20 protein-coding genes are annotated in these 17,814 nt (G+C 46.0%); 5 read left to right on the top strand and 15 right to left on the bottom strand.

The annotated features are described in order from the left end of the window. Nucleotides 1–16 precede the first annotated feature (16 nt). Complete coding sequence (locus tag C558_RS0104875; RefSeq protein ID WP_018755116.1) at nt 17–766, top strand: 2-phosphosulfolactate phosphatase; 750 nt, start codon at nt 17–19, stop codon at nt 764–766. A gap of 84 nt (nt 767–850) precedes the next feature. Next, nucleotides 851–1,315 carry a DUF441 domain-containing protein gene (locus C558_RS0104870; RefSeq protein WP_018755115.1) on the top strand — a complete coding sequence of 155 codons (465 nt, stop codon included), beginning with the start codon at nt 851–853 and terminating at the stop codon, nt 1,313–1,315. Nucleotides 1,316–1,494: 179 nt separating this feature from the next. Here the strand turns inward: C558_RS0104870 and C558_RS0104865 are convergent, their stop codons facing one another. Next, nucleotides 1,495–2,748, bottom strand: coding sequence for an aspartate kinase (locus C558_RS0104865; protein WP_018755114.1), 1,254 nt, complete (start codon nt 2,746–2,748; stop codon nt 1,495–1,497). Between the two features lie 205 nt (nt 2,749–2,953). Here C558_RS0104865 and C558_RS0104860 point away from each other — a divergent pair, with 205 nt between their 5' ends. Continuing rightward, nucleotides 2,954–3,184: a hypothetical protein gene (locus C558_RS0104860; RefSeq protein ID WP_018755113.1), complete on the top strand. Its 231-nt coding sequence runs from the start codon at nt 2,954–2,956 to the stop codon at nt 3,182–3,184. 116 nt (nt 3,185–3,300) lie between these two features. Here the strand turns inward: C558_RS0104860 and efp are convergent, their stop codons facing one another. The 4 genes from efp to C558_RS0104840 all read right to left on the bottom strand — a co-directional run bounded on the left by efp (nt 3,301) and on the right by C558_RS0104840 (nt 6,284). Continuing rightward, nucleotides 3,301–3,858, bottom strand: a complete 558-nt coding sequence (gene efp, locus C558_RS0104855; protein WP_018755112.1) for an elongation factor P — start codon at nt 3,856–3,858, stop codon at nt 3,301–3,303. Between the two features lie 41 nt (nt 3,859–3,899). Further along, nucleotides 3,900–4,973, bottom strand: coding sequence for a M24 family metallopeptidase (locus C558_RS0104850; RefSeq protein WP_026263727.1), 1,074 nt, complete (start codon nt 4,971–4,973; stop codon nt 3,900–3,902). A 230-nt stretch (nt 4,974–5,203) separates the two neighbouring features. Next, complete coding sequence (aroQ, locus tag C558_RS0104845) at nt 5,204–5,641, bottom strand: type II 3-dehydroquinate dehydratase (RefSeq protein WP_018755110.1); 438 nt, start codon at nt 5,639–5,641, stop codon at nt 5,204–5,206. Between the two features lie 88 nt (nt 5,642–5,729). Next, nucleotides 5,730–6,284: a YqhR family membrane protein gene (locus C558_RS0104840; protein ID WP_156826022.1), complete on the bottom strand. Its 555-nt coding sequence runs from the start codon at nt 6,282–6,284 to the stop codon at nt 5,730–5,732. A gap of 173 nt (nt 6,285–6,457) precedes the next feature. Between C558_RS0104840 and C558_RS0104835 the strand changes: the two genes are divergently transcribed. Both C558_RS0104835 and C558_RS0104830 read left to right on the top strand, forming a co-directional pair. Further along, nucleotides 6,458–7,405, top strand: a complete 948-nt coding sequence (locus C558_RS0104835; RefSeq protein ID WP_018755108.1) for a DUF1385 domain-containing protein — start codon at nt 6,458–6,460, stop codon at nt 7,403–7,405. A gap of 24 nt (nt 7,406–7,429) precedes the next feature. Further along, nucleotides 7,430–7,735 carry a hypothetical protein gene (locus C558_RS0104830; protein ID WP_018755107.1) on the top strand — a complete coding sequence of 102 codons (306 nt, stop codon included), beginning with the start codon at nt 7,430–7,432 and terminating at the stop codon, nt 7,733–7,735. A 51-nt stretch (nt 7,736–7,786) separates the two neighbouring features. Here C558_RS0104830 and C558_RS0104825 read toward each other — a convergent pair whose 3' ends face one another. From C558_RS0104825 to C558_RS0104780, 10 genes are all read right to left on the bottom strand, one after another. Next, nucleotides 7,787–8,761 (bottom strand): patatin-like phospholipase family protein, encoded by a 975-nt coding sequence (locus C558_RS0104825; protein WP_018755106.1) that lies wholly within the window; start codon nt 8,759–8,761, stop codon nt 7,787–7,789. 73 nt (nt 8,762–8,834) lie between these two features. Further along, complete coding sequence (locus C558_RS0104820) at nt 8,835–10,403, bottom strand: family 10 glycosylhydrolase (protein ID WP_018755105.1); 1,569 nt, start codon at nt 10,401–10,403, stop codon at nt 8,835–8,837. Between the two features lie 183 nt (nt 10,404–10,586). Continuing rightward, nucleotides 10,587–11,012, bottom strand: a complete 426-nt coding sequence (gene mntR, locus C558_RS0104815) for a transcriptional regulator MntR (protein ID WP_018755104.1) — start codon at nt 11,010–11,012, stop codon at nt 10,587–10,589. 92 nt (nt 11,013–11,104) lie between these two features. Further along, nucleotides 11,105–11,809, bottom strand: a complete 705-nt coding sequence (locus C558_RS0104810) for a cytochrome c biogenesis CcdA family protein (protein WP_018755103.1) — start codon at nt 11,807–11,809, stop codon at nt 11,105–11,107. Nucleotides 11,810–11,823: 14 nt separating this feature from the next. Next, nucleotides 11,824–12,633, bottom strand: coding sequence for a metal ABC transporter permease (locus C558_RS0104805; protein ID WP_425413916.1), 810 nt, complete (start codon nt 12,631–12,633; stop codon nt 11,824–11,826). Nucleotides 12,634–12,654: 21 nt separating this feature from the next. Continuing rightward, entirely contained in the window at nt 12,655–13,434 is a 780-nt protein-coding gene (locus C558_RS0104800; protein ID WP_018755101.1) for a metal ABC transporter ATP-binding protein, read from the bottom strand. Between the two features lie 29 nt (nt 13,435–13,463). Continuing rightward, nucleotides 13,464–14,453: a metal ABC transporter solute-binding protein, Zn/Mn family gene (locus C558_RS0104795; protein WP_018755100.1), complete on the bottom strand. Its 990-nt coding sequence runs from the start codon at nt 14,451–14,453 to the stop codon at nt 13,464–13,466. A 242-nt stretch (nt 14,454–14,695) separates the two neighbouring features. After that, entirely contained in the window at nt 14,696–16,678 is a 1,983-nt protein-coding gene (gene metG / locus C558_RS0104790) for a methionine--tRNA ligase (protein WP_018755099.1), read from the bottom strand. A gap of 370 nt (nt 16,679–17,048) precedes the next feature. Continuing rightward, the gene (gene yidD / locus C558_RS0104785; RefSeq protein WP_018755098.1) at nt 17,049–17,300 is read right to left on the bottom strand and encodes a membrane protein insertion efficiency factor YidD; all 252 of its coding nucleotides are present in this window, start codon (nt 17,298–17,300) and stop codon (nt 17,049–17,051) included. A 5-nt stretch (nt 17,301–17,305) separates the two neighbouring features. Then, nucleotides 17,306–17,773 (bottom strand): Fur family transcriptional regulator, encoded by a 468-nt coding sequence (locus C558_RS0104780; protein WP_018755097.1) that lies wholly within the window; start codon nt 17,771–17,773, stop codon nt 17,306–17,308. Between the last annotated feature and the right edge of the window lie 41 nt (nt 17,774–17,814).

Here is a 17,814-nt window from a genome sequence, read left to right as displayed (position 1 = left end):
TTAGGAGTGAAAAATCATGCAGGTAGATGTGATCGCCAGTGTTAACGAGGCGAGATCGGATGATTTTATTCATAAAACAGCGATCGTCATTGACGTTCTACGCGCGACGAGTACGATTATTACCGCATTAGCACATGGCGCGAGCGAGGTTCTGCCTGTAGAGACGGTTCAGCAAGCAAGATCTTGTCAACAAACGGGCGACATTCTCGGAGGTGAGCGATTCTGTCGAAGAATCGCTGGATTTCATGCGGGGAATTCACCTTATGAATACATGACGGAAGAAATTCTAGATAAGAGAGTCATTCTCACCACAACCAATGGTACCCGAGGCATCCAGAAATCACACAAAGCGTCGCATATTCTAGCGGGTGCGCTCATCAATGCTTCCGCCTGCGCAAATGTTGCTTTGCAGCTGCGTAAAGATATTGTCCTTCTCTGTGCAGGCGCACAAGATGTATTCGCTCTGGAAGACGGTCTCTGTGCAGGATTGATCATTGACGAACTTATGAAACAGAGTGATTTGGATGCCGTGATTCAAGTGAACGATTTCGGATTAGCCATGCATAGTGCATATATCCAACATGAAGATCGCATTCTGCAAGCCCTGATGCATTGCGCAGGCGGGCGAAGATTGACGAAGATTGGGTTCGCTGAGGATGTCGAGTACTGTGCTGGGGTGAACTCCGTTCCGCTTGTTCCTTACATCTCGGGTCAACCAGCAGCGATGAAGCCATTCGCGCAGAATTCGCCACTATTATTCAGGTAGTCTCTTCCTACGGGTAATAGTTCTAAAACAAGCTGCTGTTCATACACTTACTCTATGAAATCCAAGTGGGACAGGGGCGTTACGATGAACGGCGAAATCATTATGGTTGTGCTTATTATCATCGGCTTAATTAGCCGCTCATCTATTATAACAACAGCAGCCTGCCTGCTCTTGATCGTGAAGCTGGTCCATCTGGACCGCTATTTGCCGACAATTGAACGTCGGGGTCTGGAGCTTGGGCTGCTATTTCTCACGATGGGCGTACTTGTCCCTTTCGTATCTGGGCGCATTGCAACTAAAGATGTCTGGGCTACAATCACATCTTGGCCAGGCCTCGTCGCCATCGCGGGCGGTGCAATTGCGACCATTATGAACGCCAAAGGGCTTGAAACATTAAAAATAGACCCACAAATCATTGTGGGTCTAGTACTTGGTTCAATTATCGGTATTACGTTCTTCAAAGGAATACCTGTAGGTCCCTTAATGGCTGCGGGACTTACTGCGGTCATTATGAAGCTCATCCAGATCATCCTCAACCGCATCCTCTAGAGCGGCGGCTTATGATCACGATGTATTTCAGGGATGCTGACTCGACGTCGAATCTTGCGTTCAAGTTCGAAGTCCGGTGCTCATTTAGGTTTTGCCTAAACTCCGCTTCTCCTTCTTCGGCTTCTCGCAACCTTCTCGGTGCTGATAAGCCGCTAGCGGCTTTTTATAAATTTATAATATTAGCGACGAACTTGCGGGCCGCCAACAACGGCCTGTTCTGCTGTGTCAAGACCATAAGCTGTGTGCAACGCGCGTACGATCTCATGCAATTTCTCGCTATCGATCACGCAAGACGTCTTGATCTCGGATGTACTTACCATCTTGATGCTTACCCCTTGCTGGGAGATCACTTCGAACATTTTCGCTGCTACCCCTGGGTTGCTGACCATTCCTGCACCAACGATCGATACCTTCACCAGATTCGTCTCCGATGTGACATGATCATAAGGAACTTCCTCACGAATACCACGGATGACTTCGATCGCTTGTTCGCAATCCGTCAAGTTTACCGTAAAGGAGAAATCTGCCGTTCCGTTCTGAACACCACTCTGTACAATAATATCTACGTTAACGCCTGCATTCGCAAGTGCTGTAAATACTTGTGCCAATACCCCCGGCAAATCCGGTACGCCAAGAATACTAATTCTTGCCACGTTCTTATCAAATGCGATTCCGCTTACCACTACGCCCTGTTCCATGACTGTCTCCTCCTTAACGACCGTACCCTCATTATCAGTAAAGCTTGATCTAACCACTAGACATACATTATTATGCTTCGCATATTCAACAGCACGCGGGTGAAGTACCGCTGCGCCAAGATTCGCTAATTCGAGCATTTCATCATACGAAATCTCATCCAATTTACGAGCGCAATTGACAACTCGTGGATCTGTCGAGTAAATTCCGTTCACATCCGTATAAATCTCACATACATCAGCCTTGATCGCTGCTGCCAGCGCAACGGCCGTCGTATCTGATCCGCCGCGTCCAAAGGTCGTAATCTCACCCTCATCGGACATGCCTTGGAACCCTGCCACGACTACAATCTTTCCTTCATTTAATGCTGCATCGATACGTTCGGGTTGAATATCTGTAATCCGTGCTTTTCCGTGTACAGCCTCTGTCCGGAAGCCAGCTTGCCATCCAGTAAAAGAAATGGCTTCATGACCTAACTGATGGATCGCCATTGACAATAGCGCGACTGAGATCTGTTCTCCGGTCGTGAGCAACATATCCATCTCACGCGCAGGTGGATTCGGATTAAGCAATTTGGATTGATCGATCAGATCATCCGTGGTGTCTCCCATGGCAGATACAACAATGACACAGCGGTTTCCAGCTTCTTTTTTCTCTACAATTCGTCTAGCAACGCGCTTCATTCGCTCCGTGTCTCCAACAGAGCTACCCCCAAATTTCATGACGAATAAAGCCAATGTTGTCTCACTCCCTATTGAACAACTGTATAATAATTTTGAATATTATAACATATTCCTTCCGTGTTGTGGAAAAAAACAAGAAAAACGCGATATTTTCGTAATTTCTCACATACTTTTAACAGAATTTTAAGATAGTTTTAATGTTCGCCCTGTACAATAGGGTCATAAGTTCAATAACTTTATCATTTCGGAGGTGTCTCCTATGACAAAACAACTTATCAACTTTCAGAATAAAACAATTCCTGTATTCTACACATCGATGAATAAAAAAACACTAACTGCATTATTAACTGCCCTTGATTCCAAAATGAAAACCGGAAAAAAAGCGATTAAAAAATGCTTGGATACGTTAATTAGTATTGAAATTATCGGTTGTGAAGCCATTCTTCATTCGAAGCGCGAATCGGATACACTAGCACTTTCCTTGTTCTAAGGACCCCGAGTGCTAAACTTCATTCAGGTCTCTATATCCCCTACATATAGAGGTAGTTATACAACAAACCCCTTTCGACACCATCGGTGCTGAAAGGGGTTTGTTGTATATATTCCTTATGCGCGGGAGCTGTATTTACCTTCACGTGTATCGATGATAAGGACATCGCCTTCATTGATAAATAGAGGCACTTGAACGTTATGACCTGTCTCCAGCTTCGCATTCTTCGTTGCTCCTTGTGCGGTGTTCCCTTTAACGCCTGGCTCTGTCTCAGCGACTTTAAGCTCAACCGTTGTCGGCATGTTAATCCCGAGGATTTCACCTTTGTAGCTAACGATTTTTACATTCATGTTCTCAAGCAAGAAGTTCAATTCCCATTCCAACTGATCTGCAGTCAAGCTGAATTGATCATAAGTCTCATTATCCATGAATGTATATTCTGTACCACTGTTGTATAAGTATTGAACTTCACGGTTATCGATTTGTGCGCGACCAATCGTCTCGCCTGCACGGAATGTGCGCTCAACCGTATTGCCGTTGCGAAGGTTTTTCAATTTCGAGCGAACGAAAGCCGCACCTTTACCTGGTTTAACGTGTTGGAAGTCAATGACTGTGAAAATATCGCCTTCTACTTCTACGGTAAGTCCTGTCTTAAAATCATTTACTGAAATCACTAAAAATTCCTCCTAAAATTCGTATCCTGCCTAGCCCATTCTTACATATCTAATTGTAGATAGTCTTTCTTCGAATGAGTTAATATTTTAATCCCAGTCTCCGTGATGACAATGTCATCCTCGATGCGTACACCGCCGATACCTGGCAAATAAATGCCTGGCTCTACAGTAACGACCATCCCGGGTTTTAAAACCATATCACTGCCCTTGGCAACGCGGATCGATTCATGAACCTCCATTCCAAGGCCGTGTCCGGTACTATGGCCAAAATATTCACCATAACCATACCGTGTAATGATATCTCTCGTCAAGGCATCTGCCTCACTGCCAGTCATCCCAGGTCGGATGTTCTCGACCGCATGGAGCTGTGCCTCAAGAACGATATCATAAATTTCGCGATGCTTCGCAGACGGTGTTCCTAGAGCGACTGTACGCGTAAGATCCGAGCAATACCCTTTGTACAGCGCGCCGAAATCGAACGTAATCAATTCATTCCCTTGAATCACACGCGGACTCGCTACGCCATGCGGAAGCGCAGAGCGTTCCCCAGAAGCTACGATCGTGTCAAAGGAAGAAGATGTCGCACCGTTCTTACGCATGAACATTTCCATCTCTAGCGCAAGTGACTCTTCAGTAACACCCGGTTTGATCATCGGAAGAATATGCGCGAACGTAAGGTCGGCCAAATCGCAAGCCTCTTGCATAATCGCGAGTTCTTCCTCATCTTTGAAATTACGGATATCCTCAACAAGGTCTGATGTCGGGATTAGTTCAATCCCTGCGAGTTGCTCCGCATACTTCGTATACGTCCCATAGGACACATGAGCTTGTTCGAATCCAAGACGTTTCACTTGTCCGCCTAACAATTCGCGAACGCTATCCATGACGACCGCCTTGTGCTGAACAATATCATAGCCCTGCACTTGGTTGTTCGCTTGCTCTACATATCTGAAATCCGTTAAGAAGTAGGCTTTATCCCGTGTGATCAAGACATACCCGGAACTTCCTGTAAACCCCGTTAAATAACGGCGATTATATTCGTTCGTAATTAGAATTGCTTCTAATTGAGCAGCTTGCATCGCTTGTCGAAGCTGAACTACGCGTTTATTGTCCAATTGTTCCATCCTCTTTTCATCCCAAATTGAAATGCCAATGATCTGTCTTTAATGTGTGTTCAAAAGTCGGCATTTCAGCACCGAGAAGGTTGCGAGAACCTGAAGAAGGAGGAACGGAGTTTAGGCGAAACCTAAATGAGTACCGAACTTCGAAGGTGATCGCAAGATTCGATGTTGATTATGCTTCTTGAATGACTTCGTGATCAAATGATGACGTTTTGAACTACCTCTTATGCAGATAAATGACGATAGAGTGCGAGTAGGCCTAATTCGTAACTTACAGCACCGAATCCGGCAATCTGTCCAATGACGACGGGTGCAGTAACAGACACGTGCCGAAACTCTTCCCGCTTATGGATATTCGACATATGAACCTCAACCGTTGGAATGGCTACACCGCTAATGGCATCACGAAGCGCATAACTGTAATGCGTAAGCGCCCCGGGATTAATCAGAATCCCATCAACCTGTTGATAAGCTTCTTGGATACGGTCAATCAGCGCACCTTCATGATTCGATTGAAAGAAATCCACAGCTAGTCCAAGCGATTCCGCTTGCGAGCGCAGCATGGATTCAATATCCTTCAATGTTACCGAACCGTACACGCCTGGTTCTCGAATTCCGAGCATATTCAGATTAGGACCATTGAGTACAAGTATTTTTTGCATCCGATTTCATCACCCGTCTTATGTACAATGTGGAACGTGTACCACACGATATTTTACCATAGGTCGGGGTAATTTGAGAAGCAGTCTCTTACGAATTCGTTGCTCCTTCAGGTTGAGGGTTATGACCTACGTTTTGGTGATCCTGACCTTTCTTCGCATGACCCGGTTCTCTTCCTCGTTCATCCGTGTATTCCACGGCTACCGTATATCCAATAAATAGCCCCCATATCAAAAACAGACAAAACTCCGTTAAAATCGTCGTCCTGCTTAATTTTGTAAGCATGGGCATCATATGCATCATAGGACCAATAAAACCATAAAGAATCACCCACCAGACAATCCCATAGCCAATTCCAGGCCATGGGCCTTTCAATTTGCGCAAGCAGAAAGTATAAATCATGGTTGCTAGGATCGACAATAGGATGAAATAGACCCATCCCACCATTTGACCACGCATGGTCATCAAATACGAATGCTTATAGAACGGCTCGGCCAAATAACCTGGGGTAATGGTCGTGAATTGAAATATGTAAAACACCCACCTAATGCCGCCCCAGATCAATCCAGCAAAAAAACCGATTTGGATGGCAAACCGCAACGGATTCGTCAATGTTGATCTCGTCTGCTCTTCATGTTGCAACATCTGCATTCAACTTCCCTTCATCATTTATATGTTCGCTAGTATGTGCAATTGCTGGAATCGTAAACAAGTGGAATTTCAACGTTAAATTCGTTACAATAGGAAGGAATCCGTTATTGTAGTGTGATGATGATCACGACTTGTACGATTTGAATATACTAAGGAAGGTGAACTCGTTGTCGAATAACCAGAAAGCCGCTGTATACGGTGGACAAGCTGTGCTCGAAGGCGTCATGTTTGGCGGTAAAAATGTCAATGTGACAGCGGTTCGGCGCAAGAATAACGAAATAACATTTTATGAAGTACCGAAAAATGATAAACCTTGGGTCAGCGCCCTTAAGAGAGTCCCCTTTATCCGTGGTATCGTGGGGATCGTTGATTCCAGTGCAAAGGGCTCGCAGCATTTGAACTTCTCTGCCGAGATGTATGCCGAAGACGAAGTGGATGATCCGGAAGAGAAGGCCAAGCTCAAGGAAAAGGAGAATTCCGGGTTTAACTTGGCGATGATCGTCGGGGTTGCAGTCGCAGGTATCATTGCATTCATCTTTGGAAAAGTTGTTCTAACTTTAGTTCCAGTTTTTATTGAAAATCTGCTCTTTGGAAAAGCATTCGATAATAAAATATTACACAACCTTATTGAAGGCATTATCAAAATCATTTTACTCTTAATTTATTTGTGGGCGATCTCCCTTACGCCGCCAGTGAAGCGGCTGTTCCAGTACCATGGTGCAGAACACAAAGTGATCAGCGCCCATGAAGCAGGTCTAGAACTGACGGTTGCCAACGTCCAACGTTTCAACACGCTGCACTACCGTTGCGGAAGCAGTTTCATTATTTTATCGGTCATTATTGGTGTTATAATCTATTCCTTCTTCAACTGGGATAATTTAACCGAACGAATCATTCAACGTCTCCTGCTCCTGCCAGTCGTACTTGGTGTATCGTATGAAGCGCTCCGCTTCACGAACATGCTTCGTGACACGCCAGTGCTCAGATACCTCGGTTATCCGGGCCTATGGCTGCAGCTGTTAACGACAAAAGAACCGACAGATGACCAAGTCGAAGTATCAATCGCTTCCTTCAATCGAATGAGAGAGCTTGATCAGCAAATCTCTAAAGGGTAATTCATTTCGAGAGGATGATGTAGTATGGTGAATCGGCATCGAATTTCCTTTATTGTCATCATGGCTTTAGCGGCGCTCGGCGTAGTGTATTCTATTGCCAAAGGCGAATACAGGCTGCTCATACCCGTAATCGTATTCGGAATTGTGTTCCTGCTCCTGAAATTCCCGCCAGGACGCTATCGGAAAGCACCGAAGATTAAGGTATCTCAGCGGACAGAAGCGAAGTATGCGAAGTCGCATAAACCAAAACGTAAGACCGTTCCTTTCCGCGTGATTGAAGGATCCAAAGGTAAAGATGACGGTGATGATAACATTCCTCGGTTCCACTAAACTCAAAGAAAGCTCCTCATCTGCATGCAGCAGACAAGGAGCTTCTTTTTTTCATTTCTTCCACGACATTTCCGCTTGGAACTTCTTAAATTGAACCTCATACCCTTCATAGGTCCATCGTTCAAAAAATTGCGTTCCCGCAAGTAAGCCTGAATCATATAAACTAGTACTTTGCTCCGTCGAAATCTCAAATTGCGTATTTCGGATACCGAGCGTAGGAATCTTAATGGTCCGATATCGATTATGCTGTTCGATATACCGTTCATCATGCGCAGACATCATCGTCTCGAACATTGCTTCGAACATCGTAAATGGCCCTCTAATCGAATGCGGCTGTTGATCTTGCTTCCCCACCATCTGAAATCCAATGGTCGGAATCAACTGCTTGGTTCTTGGATTACGATCTTTCTCGAATAACCAGAGTGGGAAATTACTGAGCAACCCGCCATCCACGATGTAAGAAAACTGCTTGGAGAATGGCTTAGAACCGCCTTGTACGTTCCAACTCCGGATCATGACTGGGTCGAAAAAATAAGGAATGCTGGTGCTCATCCGAACCGCCTTGGCGATTTCGAACTTGTTCGGATCAATACCATAGAGCTCAATATCGTCCGGGAGCACCAGCAGCCTGCCATTAGAGATATCTGAAGCAATAATACGAAGCTTTTCTGGGGCAATGTCTCCGAAGGTTCTAATATTTTTCTTCAGCAGCAGTTTCCGAATCCAGGTCTCCAGGGCTTCACCCGAATATAACCCTTTTTTCAACAAAACACGTGTAATCGGTCCAATAACTTTGATATTAAAGATAGGGGCGCGCTTCAAAAAGGAGGTGAAGGGTGTGCTCATGATGATCTCACGCATCTCCTCTGCTGTATACCCCGCTGCGATTAATGAGGCTACGATCGAACCTGACGATGAACCTGCTACTCGATGAAAGGTCACCCCATGATCCTCGGCTGCACGCACCGCCCCTGCCAGCGAAATCCCTCTGACTCCGCCGCCTTCAAACACCGCATTCACTAGCATCCGCCCACCCCCTCCGTGGCAACTGACATAGGTCTTCTACTCTATGTATATGCCGGAGGTGGTTGTCACTATGTTAACGAGAATAGTAGGCTTGTAACCGATCTGCAATGCCAAGCACATTCGATTGAAGGGTCTTCGCTCGGAAGAATAGACTTCCTTCAACGCCGCCGTTTTGACGGTTATAATCCAGCTGTTCGATGATCGTATTACTGCTAGACCATCCCGCTTCCGTCGTCCCTAACTTATAGGCAGCGTGGCCAACATAGAGCTTGACACCGGTACCCTTCGTCTCGTTGACCCACCAATCCACTAACTTATCGTATGGCGCAGCCTTCGTCCCATTGTTCCAATAGATTTGAGGGGCAATATAATCAATCCAACCGTTCTGAATCCATGCTCTTGTGTCGGCATATAGATCATCATAGCTATTCACACCTGCATTCGTCGCTGAGCCTGTTGGATCGAGCTTGCTGTTACGCCACACACCAAATGGGCTGATTCCATATTTGACATGACGTTTGGCTTGATGAATTTGTTCACCGAGGGTTCGCACGAACTGATTCACATTATCCCGGCGCCAATCACCCTTATTGTTGAATTGCCCATTATTATATGCTGCATAACTTGCATCATCTGCGAAAGGCTCTTTATCCTGACCGTAAGGATAGAAATAATCATCCAAGTGAACGCCATCAATATCGTAATTGTTCACAACTTCCATGATCGCTTGAAGAATGTGCTCACGGGCTGCCGGGATACCAGGATCGAACATCAGCTTGCCTTGATGGCGCACGACCCAATCCGGATGCTGAACCGCTGGATTGTCAGCCGAGAGACTCTCTATTTTGCTGTCCACACTGACCCGGAACGGGTTAAACCATGCATGGAATTCCATTCCTCTCGCATGTGTCTCCTCGATCATAAAAGCAAGTGGATCATACCCAGGGTCTTTCCCTTGTACCCCCGTTAAATATTTGGACCATGGTACAAGCTTCGATGGATAGAATGCGTCTGATGCAGCACGCACCTGTACGAATACTGCATTCATGCCCATCCCTTTCAGATCATCTAGCAATTTCGTAAACTCAGCCTTCTGCTGCTCAACTTGAAGACCTGCCTTCGAAGGCCAATCCAAATTATAAACGGTGGACACCCAAGCGCCACGTAAGTCCTGATTCGGGTATGTATCATTATTATCATTATTATCATTTGAAGAAGTCATCGTAATGGTACGGGTGACGCCATCCCATACGACCGTTACGCCTAAATTCTCAGCTACAAATCGCAGTGGAACGAGAACGCGGGAATCTCGAATCGCTACCGCTTCATCCAGCTTCACCTCATTGCCATTTACATTCGCAACTCGATTCTTCTCTCGTAAAATCAACGTATTATTGTTCTGATAGATTGTCGCCGTTCTATCCTTCCAATCTACCGTCGCGCCAAGCGATTCGCTAATGACACGCAAAGGCACCATCGTCACATTCGTACGCGGCGTCAAGTAAGGCGGCACATCCGTTGCGATGCGTCGGTCATTTAGGAACAGGGCTATTTCTTTCGTCTGACCCGCAGCGAAAGCTGTCCATGATGGGATCATAAGTAACATAATCAGTGCAACAAGAATCATTCTACTAAACTTCATTCTCTACCTCCTGTTTCTAGTCATCTTTCTATTATAATCGTCCATGTAATAGACAGCAAAAAAACCCACAAAGTTGCGATAAGCGGGAAAATGACTAAATTCATCATCAATAAAGCTAAAAAACGCCCATTCCAGAAAGGAATGGACGCTTCTTCTAACGCGTGCGAATCAATATCATTACGATTAGGATTCGTTATTCAACTCGTGATGTATTTCTTGCAAATGACGTAACCGCTCGGGATCACGCTTGAAGTATTCGACCAATGTCTCGATGCAAGTAATCGAATCCCAGCTCAAGTGATGTTCAATCCCTTCGACATCCGTATAGATATTCTCATGCTGAACACCAATGATCGTTAAGAAATCCTCCAACAAATGATGACGTTCAACGAGACGTTTTCCCATCTTCTTCCCTTTGTTCGTAAGGATCAAGCCACGGTATTTCTCATATATGAGGTAATTATCTTTATCGAGCTTTTGAATCATTTTCGTCACTGAGGAGGGATGAACTTCAAGACCTTCTGCGATGTCAGATACCCGTGCATAGCCCTTTTCGTCAATCAGTTTGTAAATTCGCTCCAAATAGTCCTCCATGCTCGGTGTAGGCATTGGTTCCCCTCTTTTCCAACATTATAAATTGTACTTCAATATGATACATGTTTTACAGGACCAAATGCAAGTCTGTCCGAACATTCACGACTTTAGAACTTCAACCAACTTGGCGTAATGGACTGCAGCCAGATCGTAATTCGACTCATCTGATCCGTAAATAAGAGGATTGCCATCAAAATCATGATCACGCCGCCGATCTTCATCAGACGGTTCGAATACTTCAGAATCCAACGCGTCGAGCCGATGAAGAATGCAAATATAAAGAATGGTACGGCAAAACCGATGGTGTACGCTGTAATCAGGCGCAGCCATGCATTTGGTTCCGTAGCAGCAAGTCCAATGATCGCCGTCAGAATCGGCCCTACACACGGGGACCAACCCGCAGAGAATCCGATACCGAATACGAAGGAACCAATATAACCAGCCGGCTTAAATTTGAACTGAAATTTCCGTTCTTTCATCAGGAATTGCGGCTGGAATAATCCGACGAGGAATAACCCCATCACTAGAATTAATATCGCGGAAATCTGACGAATTAAATCTTTATAATCTACAAATAAGTCCCCTACTAAACTCGCACCATAACTTAGCGCATAAAAAACAACCGAAAACCCTAATACGAAAAAGAACGTATGCGACATGACGCGCATCCGTACTTCACGTGTGTTCTGTTCTGTCTTCAGACGATTGACGGACACACCTGTTATGAATGATATGTAAGAAGGATATAGCGGTAAACAGCAGGGCGAGATAAAGGAAGCCAGCCCCGCCCAGAATGCAATCCATACGCTCATGTAGAATCGTCCTCCTAAATTTTAAGACCACGCTTTACCGTCATGGTCACGATGAGAATCGTAATTAAGATCAATACAATCGTCGCCCCCGGTGCGAGACTCCATACCCCGGCGACCAAGAGACCGGCTATCGCCGCAATTTCAGCTATGATCACAGAGAAAATAATCGATTGACGGAACCCGCGTGCAATCAACAAGCTGCACGCCACTGGAATCGTAAGCAATGCGGAGATAAGCAGCGCACCGACAATTTTGATGGACACACTAATAATCAGTGCCGTAAGGACTGTAATCATGATGTTCAATGCACGGACAGGCAGGCCCGATACTGCTGCTGCATCTTCATCGAACGTGAGCAGGAACAGCTCCTTCCAGAACACCGCAACGACGATGAGGACGATAACCGCAACGATTGCGACCACATAAATATCAAGATCAGTTAATGTATAGATGCTACCGAACAAGTAACTTGTCACGTTCAAGTTAAAGTTCTTACCTAGCGTGAAGAAGAGCGATGCCAGCGCAACCCCACCCGACATAATAATCGCGATGGACAGCTCAGCATAGGTCTTATAAGCTTTACGCAGCCGCTCAATCGCAAACGAAGCGAGCAATGCGAAGATCAATCCGACGGCTAACGGATAGACCTGCAGCAGGAACCCCAGTGCAACACCGGCAATCGTCACATGCGCAAGCGTATCCCCGATCATGGATAGCCGTCTTAACACGAGAAAAGTTCCCATCAGCGGTGCAACCACCGCGATGAGAACGCCTCCGACGAACGCCTTCAAGAAGAAACCGCTTGTCATTAACTCTATAATCATATTCAATTCCGTTCGTCCCCTTTAAAGTGATTCTGTCTCTCGAACCGTGAGTGTATGCGATAGATTCACAGCCTCGCAGTTCTCAATCTCATGGGAGTGCTTCACAAAGAACTTTAATTTGCCACTCTGCTGTGCAGGTTCTTGTCCCAAGTAGGATTCAATCATATCCATGTCATGAGATACCATCAGGAACGTCATGCGATGATGCTGATGCATGTGCTGTACGAGCTGGAAGAAATCATGCTGTGTCTCAATATCAATCCCTACAGTCGGTTCATCCAAGATAAGCAGTTCCGGATTATTAATAAGGGCGCGAGCCAAGAAAACCCGCTGTTGTTGTCCGCCTGAGAGTTGCCCGATCCGTTTGGACGCGAGATCTGCAATCCGCATCACATCCATGGCATCCGTACATTTCTGAATATCTTCCTTCTGAATCCGTCTCGCAACATTCCGCTTCCCATACACCCCAGATTGGACAACCTCACGAACGGTTGCTGGAAATAGAGGGTTAAATGAATTTTTCTGTGGTACATAACCGATTCGCTGCCAGCCGTTAAATTGCTCTATAGGTTCTCCGAATAACTCGATGCGGCCGCTCTTTGGCTTCAAGAGACCTACAATCATTCGCATTAACGTTGACTTCCCTGCACCATTAGAACCGATGAGCCCGACGAAATCCCGCTGCTGTACAGCAAAATTCAAATCACGAATGACCGATTGATCTTGATAGTCAAATGAGACATGCTCGAGCCGAATCACATCTTGATGGCACCGTGCATTCGTAGATGATTCAATCGTCATTATCGCATTCCCCTTTACTTGTTCTCACTCTATTGTAAAGCCTTAACTAAATTTTGCAAATTGCGTTCCATCAATGTAACATAATTTTCACCAGATTTGTCCTGCTCCGGTGTTAGGCCTTCGATTGGATTCAATACCAATGTCTCAACCTTCGCTTCACTCGCTAGCATCTTCGCAATCTGATCCGATACCAATTCTTCGAAGAAAATATATTTCACGTTATGTTCTTTCACATATTTCGTTAATTCAATAATGTCTTGACTGCGCGGTTCTGCTTCCGGTGACAATCCCATCACGGCTTTTTGCGTGAGACCGTAGTCGCGAGCCAAGTATCCGAACGCTTGGTGCGATACGACAATCTCTTTCTTGCTCGTCTTCGCAAGTTCTATCTCGAACTTCGAGTCCAGATCTTGCAGCTTCTTCTCTAACTTCGCATAATTCGCTTCATAGTCCGCTTGATTCGCAGCATCCACTGCAATGAAGCTATCCTTGATATTCTTCGCCATGATGAGTGCTGATTTTGGACTTACCCACGTGTGCGGGTCCAGATACATATCATCACCGTGTGCTCCATCGCTGCCATGATCGTGCTCGTCTTTATTGCCCGCTTCCTCGCCATGGTGATGCCCGTCATCGCCCTCAGCATGAATCATGTCAATCCCATGACTTACTTCAACCGTTTTTAACGGTGTGTCTTTTCCCAGCCCTTGCAGGAAATTCGGAATCCAGCCTTCAAGACCTGCACCATTATAGAGCAGCAGCTGCGCTTTGGATGTTACCGAGATTTCTTGACTTTTCGGTGTCCAATCATGCGGTTCGACGCCTGTCGGAATCAGATTCATCACATTGGCATGATCGCCCCCAATTTGCTTGGCAAAATCATAAATCGGGAAAATCGTCGTAACGACATTTATTTTCCCCTCTTCCAGCTTTATGGCATTATTCTGTTCGCATGCAGTAAGCATGATCGCAAAGATCATTATGACTGCCCCAATCATATATTTACGCATCGATTTCATCGTCAATCCCCTCCCAAGGCTTTACTCTTAATCGTAAACATTACTGTTAGGATTATAAGGAGTTTCATGAAACCTGTCAACACCTAAATAACACCACAAAGTAGTGCATTGGCCCCGAAGCGATTCAGGTACTTTTAATCTCACCACTATGAATCCCCTTCATACCTCTGCCTTCCGTGCAAAAAAGACCGATAAGATGCCACTTCCATGGCTCCTATCGGCCTTTCCTGATATGATCTTACTTATTTCACAATGGCACCATTCGGCATGGAATCTGGTACCGTCGCAAGTGTTAATTGATCTCCAGCAGATGCCGCAAGGATCATCCCCTGCGATAACTCACCACGCAGCTTCACAGGCTTCAGATTCGTGACGCAAATAACCTTACGTCCGATCAATTGTTCAGGTGTATAGAACTTCGCGATACCCGATACGACTTGACGCTGCTCATAACCAAGATCCAATTGGAGCTTGAGTAATTTATCCGCTTTCTTCACAGGCTCCGCCGCTAATACTTGAGCTACACGCAGATCAACTTTCATGAAATCGTCAATCGCAATCTCTTCGACATCAACCGGAGCTTCAATGACTGCAGCTTCCGTTGCTTGCTCTGATGCCGCTTCCACCACTGGTGTCACGCCGCCTGTCATCGATTGCGCGATGTAAGCCACTTCAATCTCTGCATCCAAGCGCGGGAAGATTGGATCGCCTTTCACGAGCTTCGTTCCAGCAGGAATCAAACCGAACGTATGGGTGCTATCCCATACAGTTAATTCGCCTGCTTCCAAGCCGAGCTGTGCCCAGATCTTCACTGGCGTCTGCGTTAAGAATGGCTGTAATAACACGGAACTGATCCGCAGTGCTTCAACCAGATGCACCATGACGGATGCAAGCTCCGCATTCTTCGCTTCATCTTTCGCAAGTGCCCACGGCTGCGTCTCATCAATATACTTGTTCGTACGGCTGATGAATCCGCCAATTGCTGTTAGGGCCACGGAGAATTCCATCGTATCTAGTGCTTCTTCGGCCTTTTGCACCGTTTGAAGTGCTGTTTCGCGTAACGTCGCATCGAAGGCTGTAACATCACCAGCATATGCCGGAACTTCGCCGCCAAAATACTTGTCAACCATCGCAACTGTGCGGTTCAACAGGTTCCCAAGGTCATTTGCAAGATCCGAGTTTACACGTTCAACGAAGCCTTCCGGTGTAAACGAGCCATCCGAACCAAATGGAACTTCACGCAATAAGTAGTAACGAAGTGAATCGAGGCCATAACGGTCGATTAACGTTACTGGATCGACAACATTCCCTTTGGATTTGGACATTTTGCCGTCTTTCATGAGCAACCAGCCATGCGCGAATACTTTCTTCGGCAGCGGAAGATCCAATGCCATTAGCATGATTGGCCAATAAATCGTATGGAAGCGTACAATTTCTTTACCAACAAGGTGTACATCCGCCGGCCAGTAGCGGTTGAATAGCTCGTCATTGTCGGAACCGTAGCCAAGCGCCGTAATATAGTTCGACAACGCATCGATCCATACATAGACGACATGCTTCGGATCGCCTTTCACTTTCACGCCCCAGTCGAAGGTTGTACGGGACACAGCAAGATCTTCAAGACCGGGCTTGATGAAGTTGTTGATCATCTCATTTTTGCGCGATTCCGGTTGAATGAAGTCTGGGTTCGCTTCATAATACGCGAGAAGACGATCCGCATATTTGCTCATCCGGAAGAAGTAGCTCTCTTCTTTGACTAGCTCTACAGGGCGTCCGCAATCCGGGCAGTTGCCATTCACGAGCTGACGTTCAAGGAAGAACGACTCACACGGTGTACAGTACCAGCCTTCATATTCGCCTTTGTAAATATCGCCTTGCTGCAGCAATCGATCGAAAATAACCTCTACAATTCGTTTATGACGGTCTTCTGTCGTACGAATAAAGTCGTCATTCGAAATGTCTAGCTTCTTCCATAACTCTTGAATGCCCGATACGATATCATCTACGAACTGCTGAGGCGTCTTCCCTGCTTCTTGTGCTTTACGTTCGATTTTCTGACCATGCTCGTCCGTCCCTGTCAAATAGCGTACATCAAATCCACGTAGACGCTTGTAACGAGCCATTGCATCCCCTGCAACTGTAGTGTACGCATGACCGATGTGCAGCTTGTCGCTTGGGTAATAAATTGGGGTTGTAATATAGAATGTGTTCGCTGGTTTACTCATTGAGAAAGACATCTCCTTTAATATGATGAAAATACAAAAAAACTCTCGCCCGCAATGGGACGAGAGTATGCTCACGTGGTACCACCCAATTTTCCTCTCTATTTCGCAATAGAAAGGCTCAACCAGTCCATGTCGGACTGTCCATTAACGCTGGGCACGCTGCAACCTTACAAAGTTCTACCGCATCATCATCATTCGAATGCTTGCGCATAAACTTTGCTCGAGAGCAAATCCTCCAGGACCATCTTCCATATCCTCACCTATACCGGTTCTCAGCTTCCCCGGCTCTCTGATCTAGGCTACTTACATGTACTTATCCCTTCCTCGGATAACATATATAACATGAATATAACGAGTCCGGCTTCCAATGTCAAGACAGTGGGTTTCCAGTCGACTCTGACTTCGACTTCGGTGGAGGAACCGGATCATAACCGCCTGGGTGAAAGGGATGGCATTTGCCAATCCGTCTGATCGCGAGCCAGGACCCTTTGGCAGGACCATGTACATCTATGGCCTCTAGCGCATAAGCAGAACATGTCGGATAGAAACGACAAGTTGGCGGCTTCAGCGGTGAAATCACTTTCCGATAGAAATGAATTGGAGCCTTCAGCACCCATTTCATAGCCCCTACTCCGTACGTGCAGCAGACAGGCTGGATTGACTACCTGAATCTCCAGCTTCAACCGCAAGACAATCTTTGCAATAACCGAAGACTTCGAACTTATGCTTCACAACCTGAAACTGATCGGGTACGTCCGTCAATTGCATCGGGCAGAACGTGATCGGATACGTCTTCTCACATGTAAGACAGATCAAGTGATGATGGTGATGATTCTCTGCGCAGCGCGCTTTGAATTTCACACCTTCTTCGAACACAATCTGCTCTAATGCGCCAAGCTCCTGCATCACGCGTAAATTTCGATATACGGTATCGAAGCTTAAACCCGAGTAATGCTTACACATATATTCATACACGTCTTTAGGTGTTAAGTAGCCCTCGGACTCTGCGAACAATTTCGCCAACGTTCGGCGCTGATCGGTGATTCGCAGACCTTGTTTGGACATGATCTGCACAATTTCTTCTGTCTTAAGCAACCTCCATCCCCCCATCTGTTCACTACGTGTCCATTTATACA

The organism is Paenibacillus terrigena DSM 21567 (genome assembly GCF_000374845.1).
Taxonomy (GTDB): domain Bacteria; phylum Bacillota; class Bacilli; order Paenibacillales; family Paenibacillaceae; genus Paenibacillus_K; species Paenibacillus_K terrigena.
Note: the sequence above shows the minus strand (reverse complement) of the source record. Positions and strands in the feature narration are given on the sequence as shown.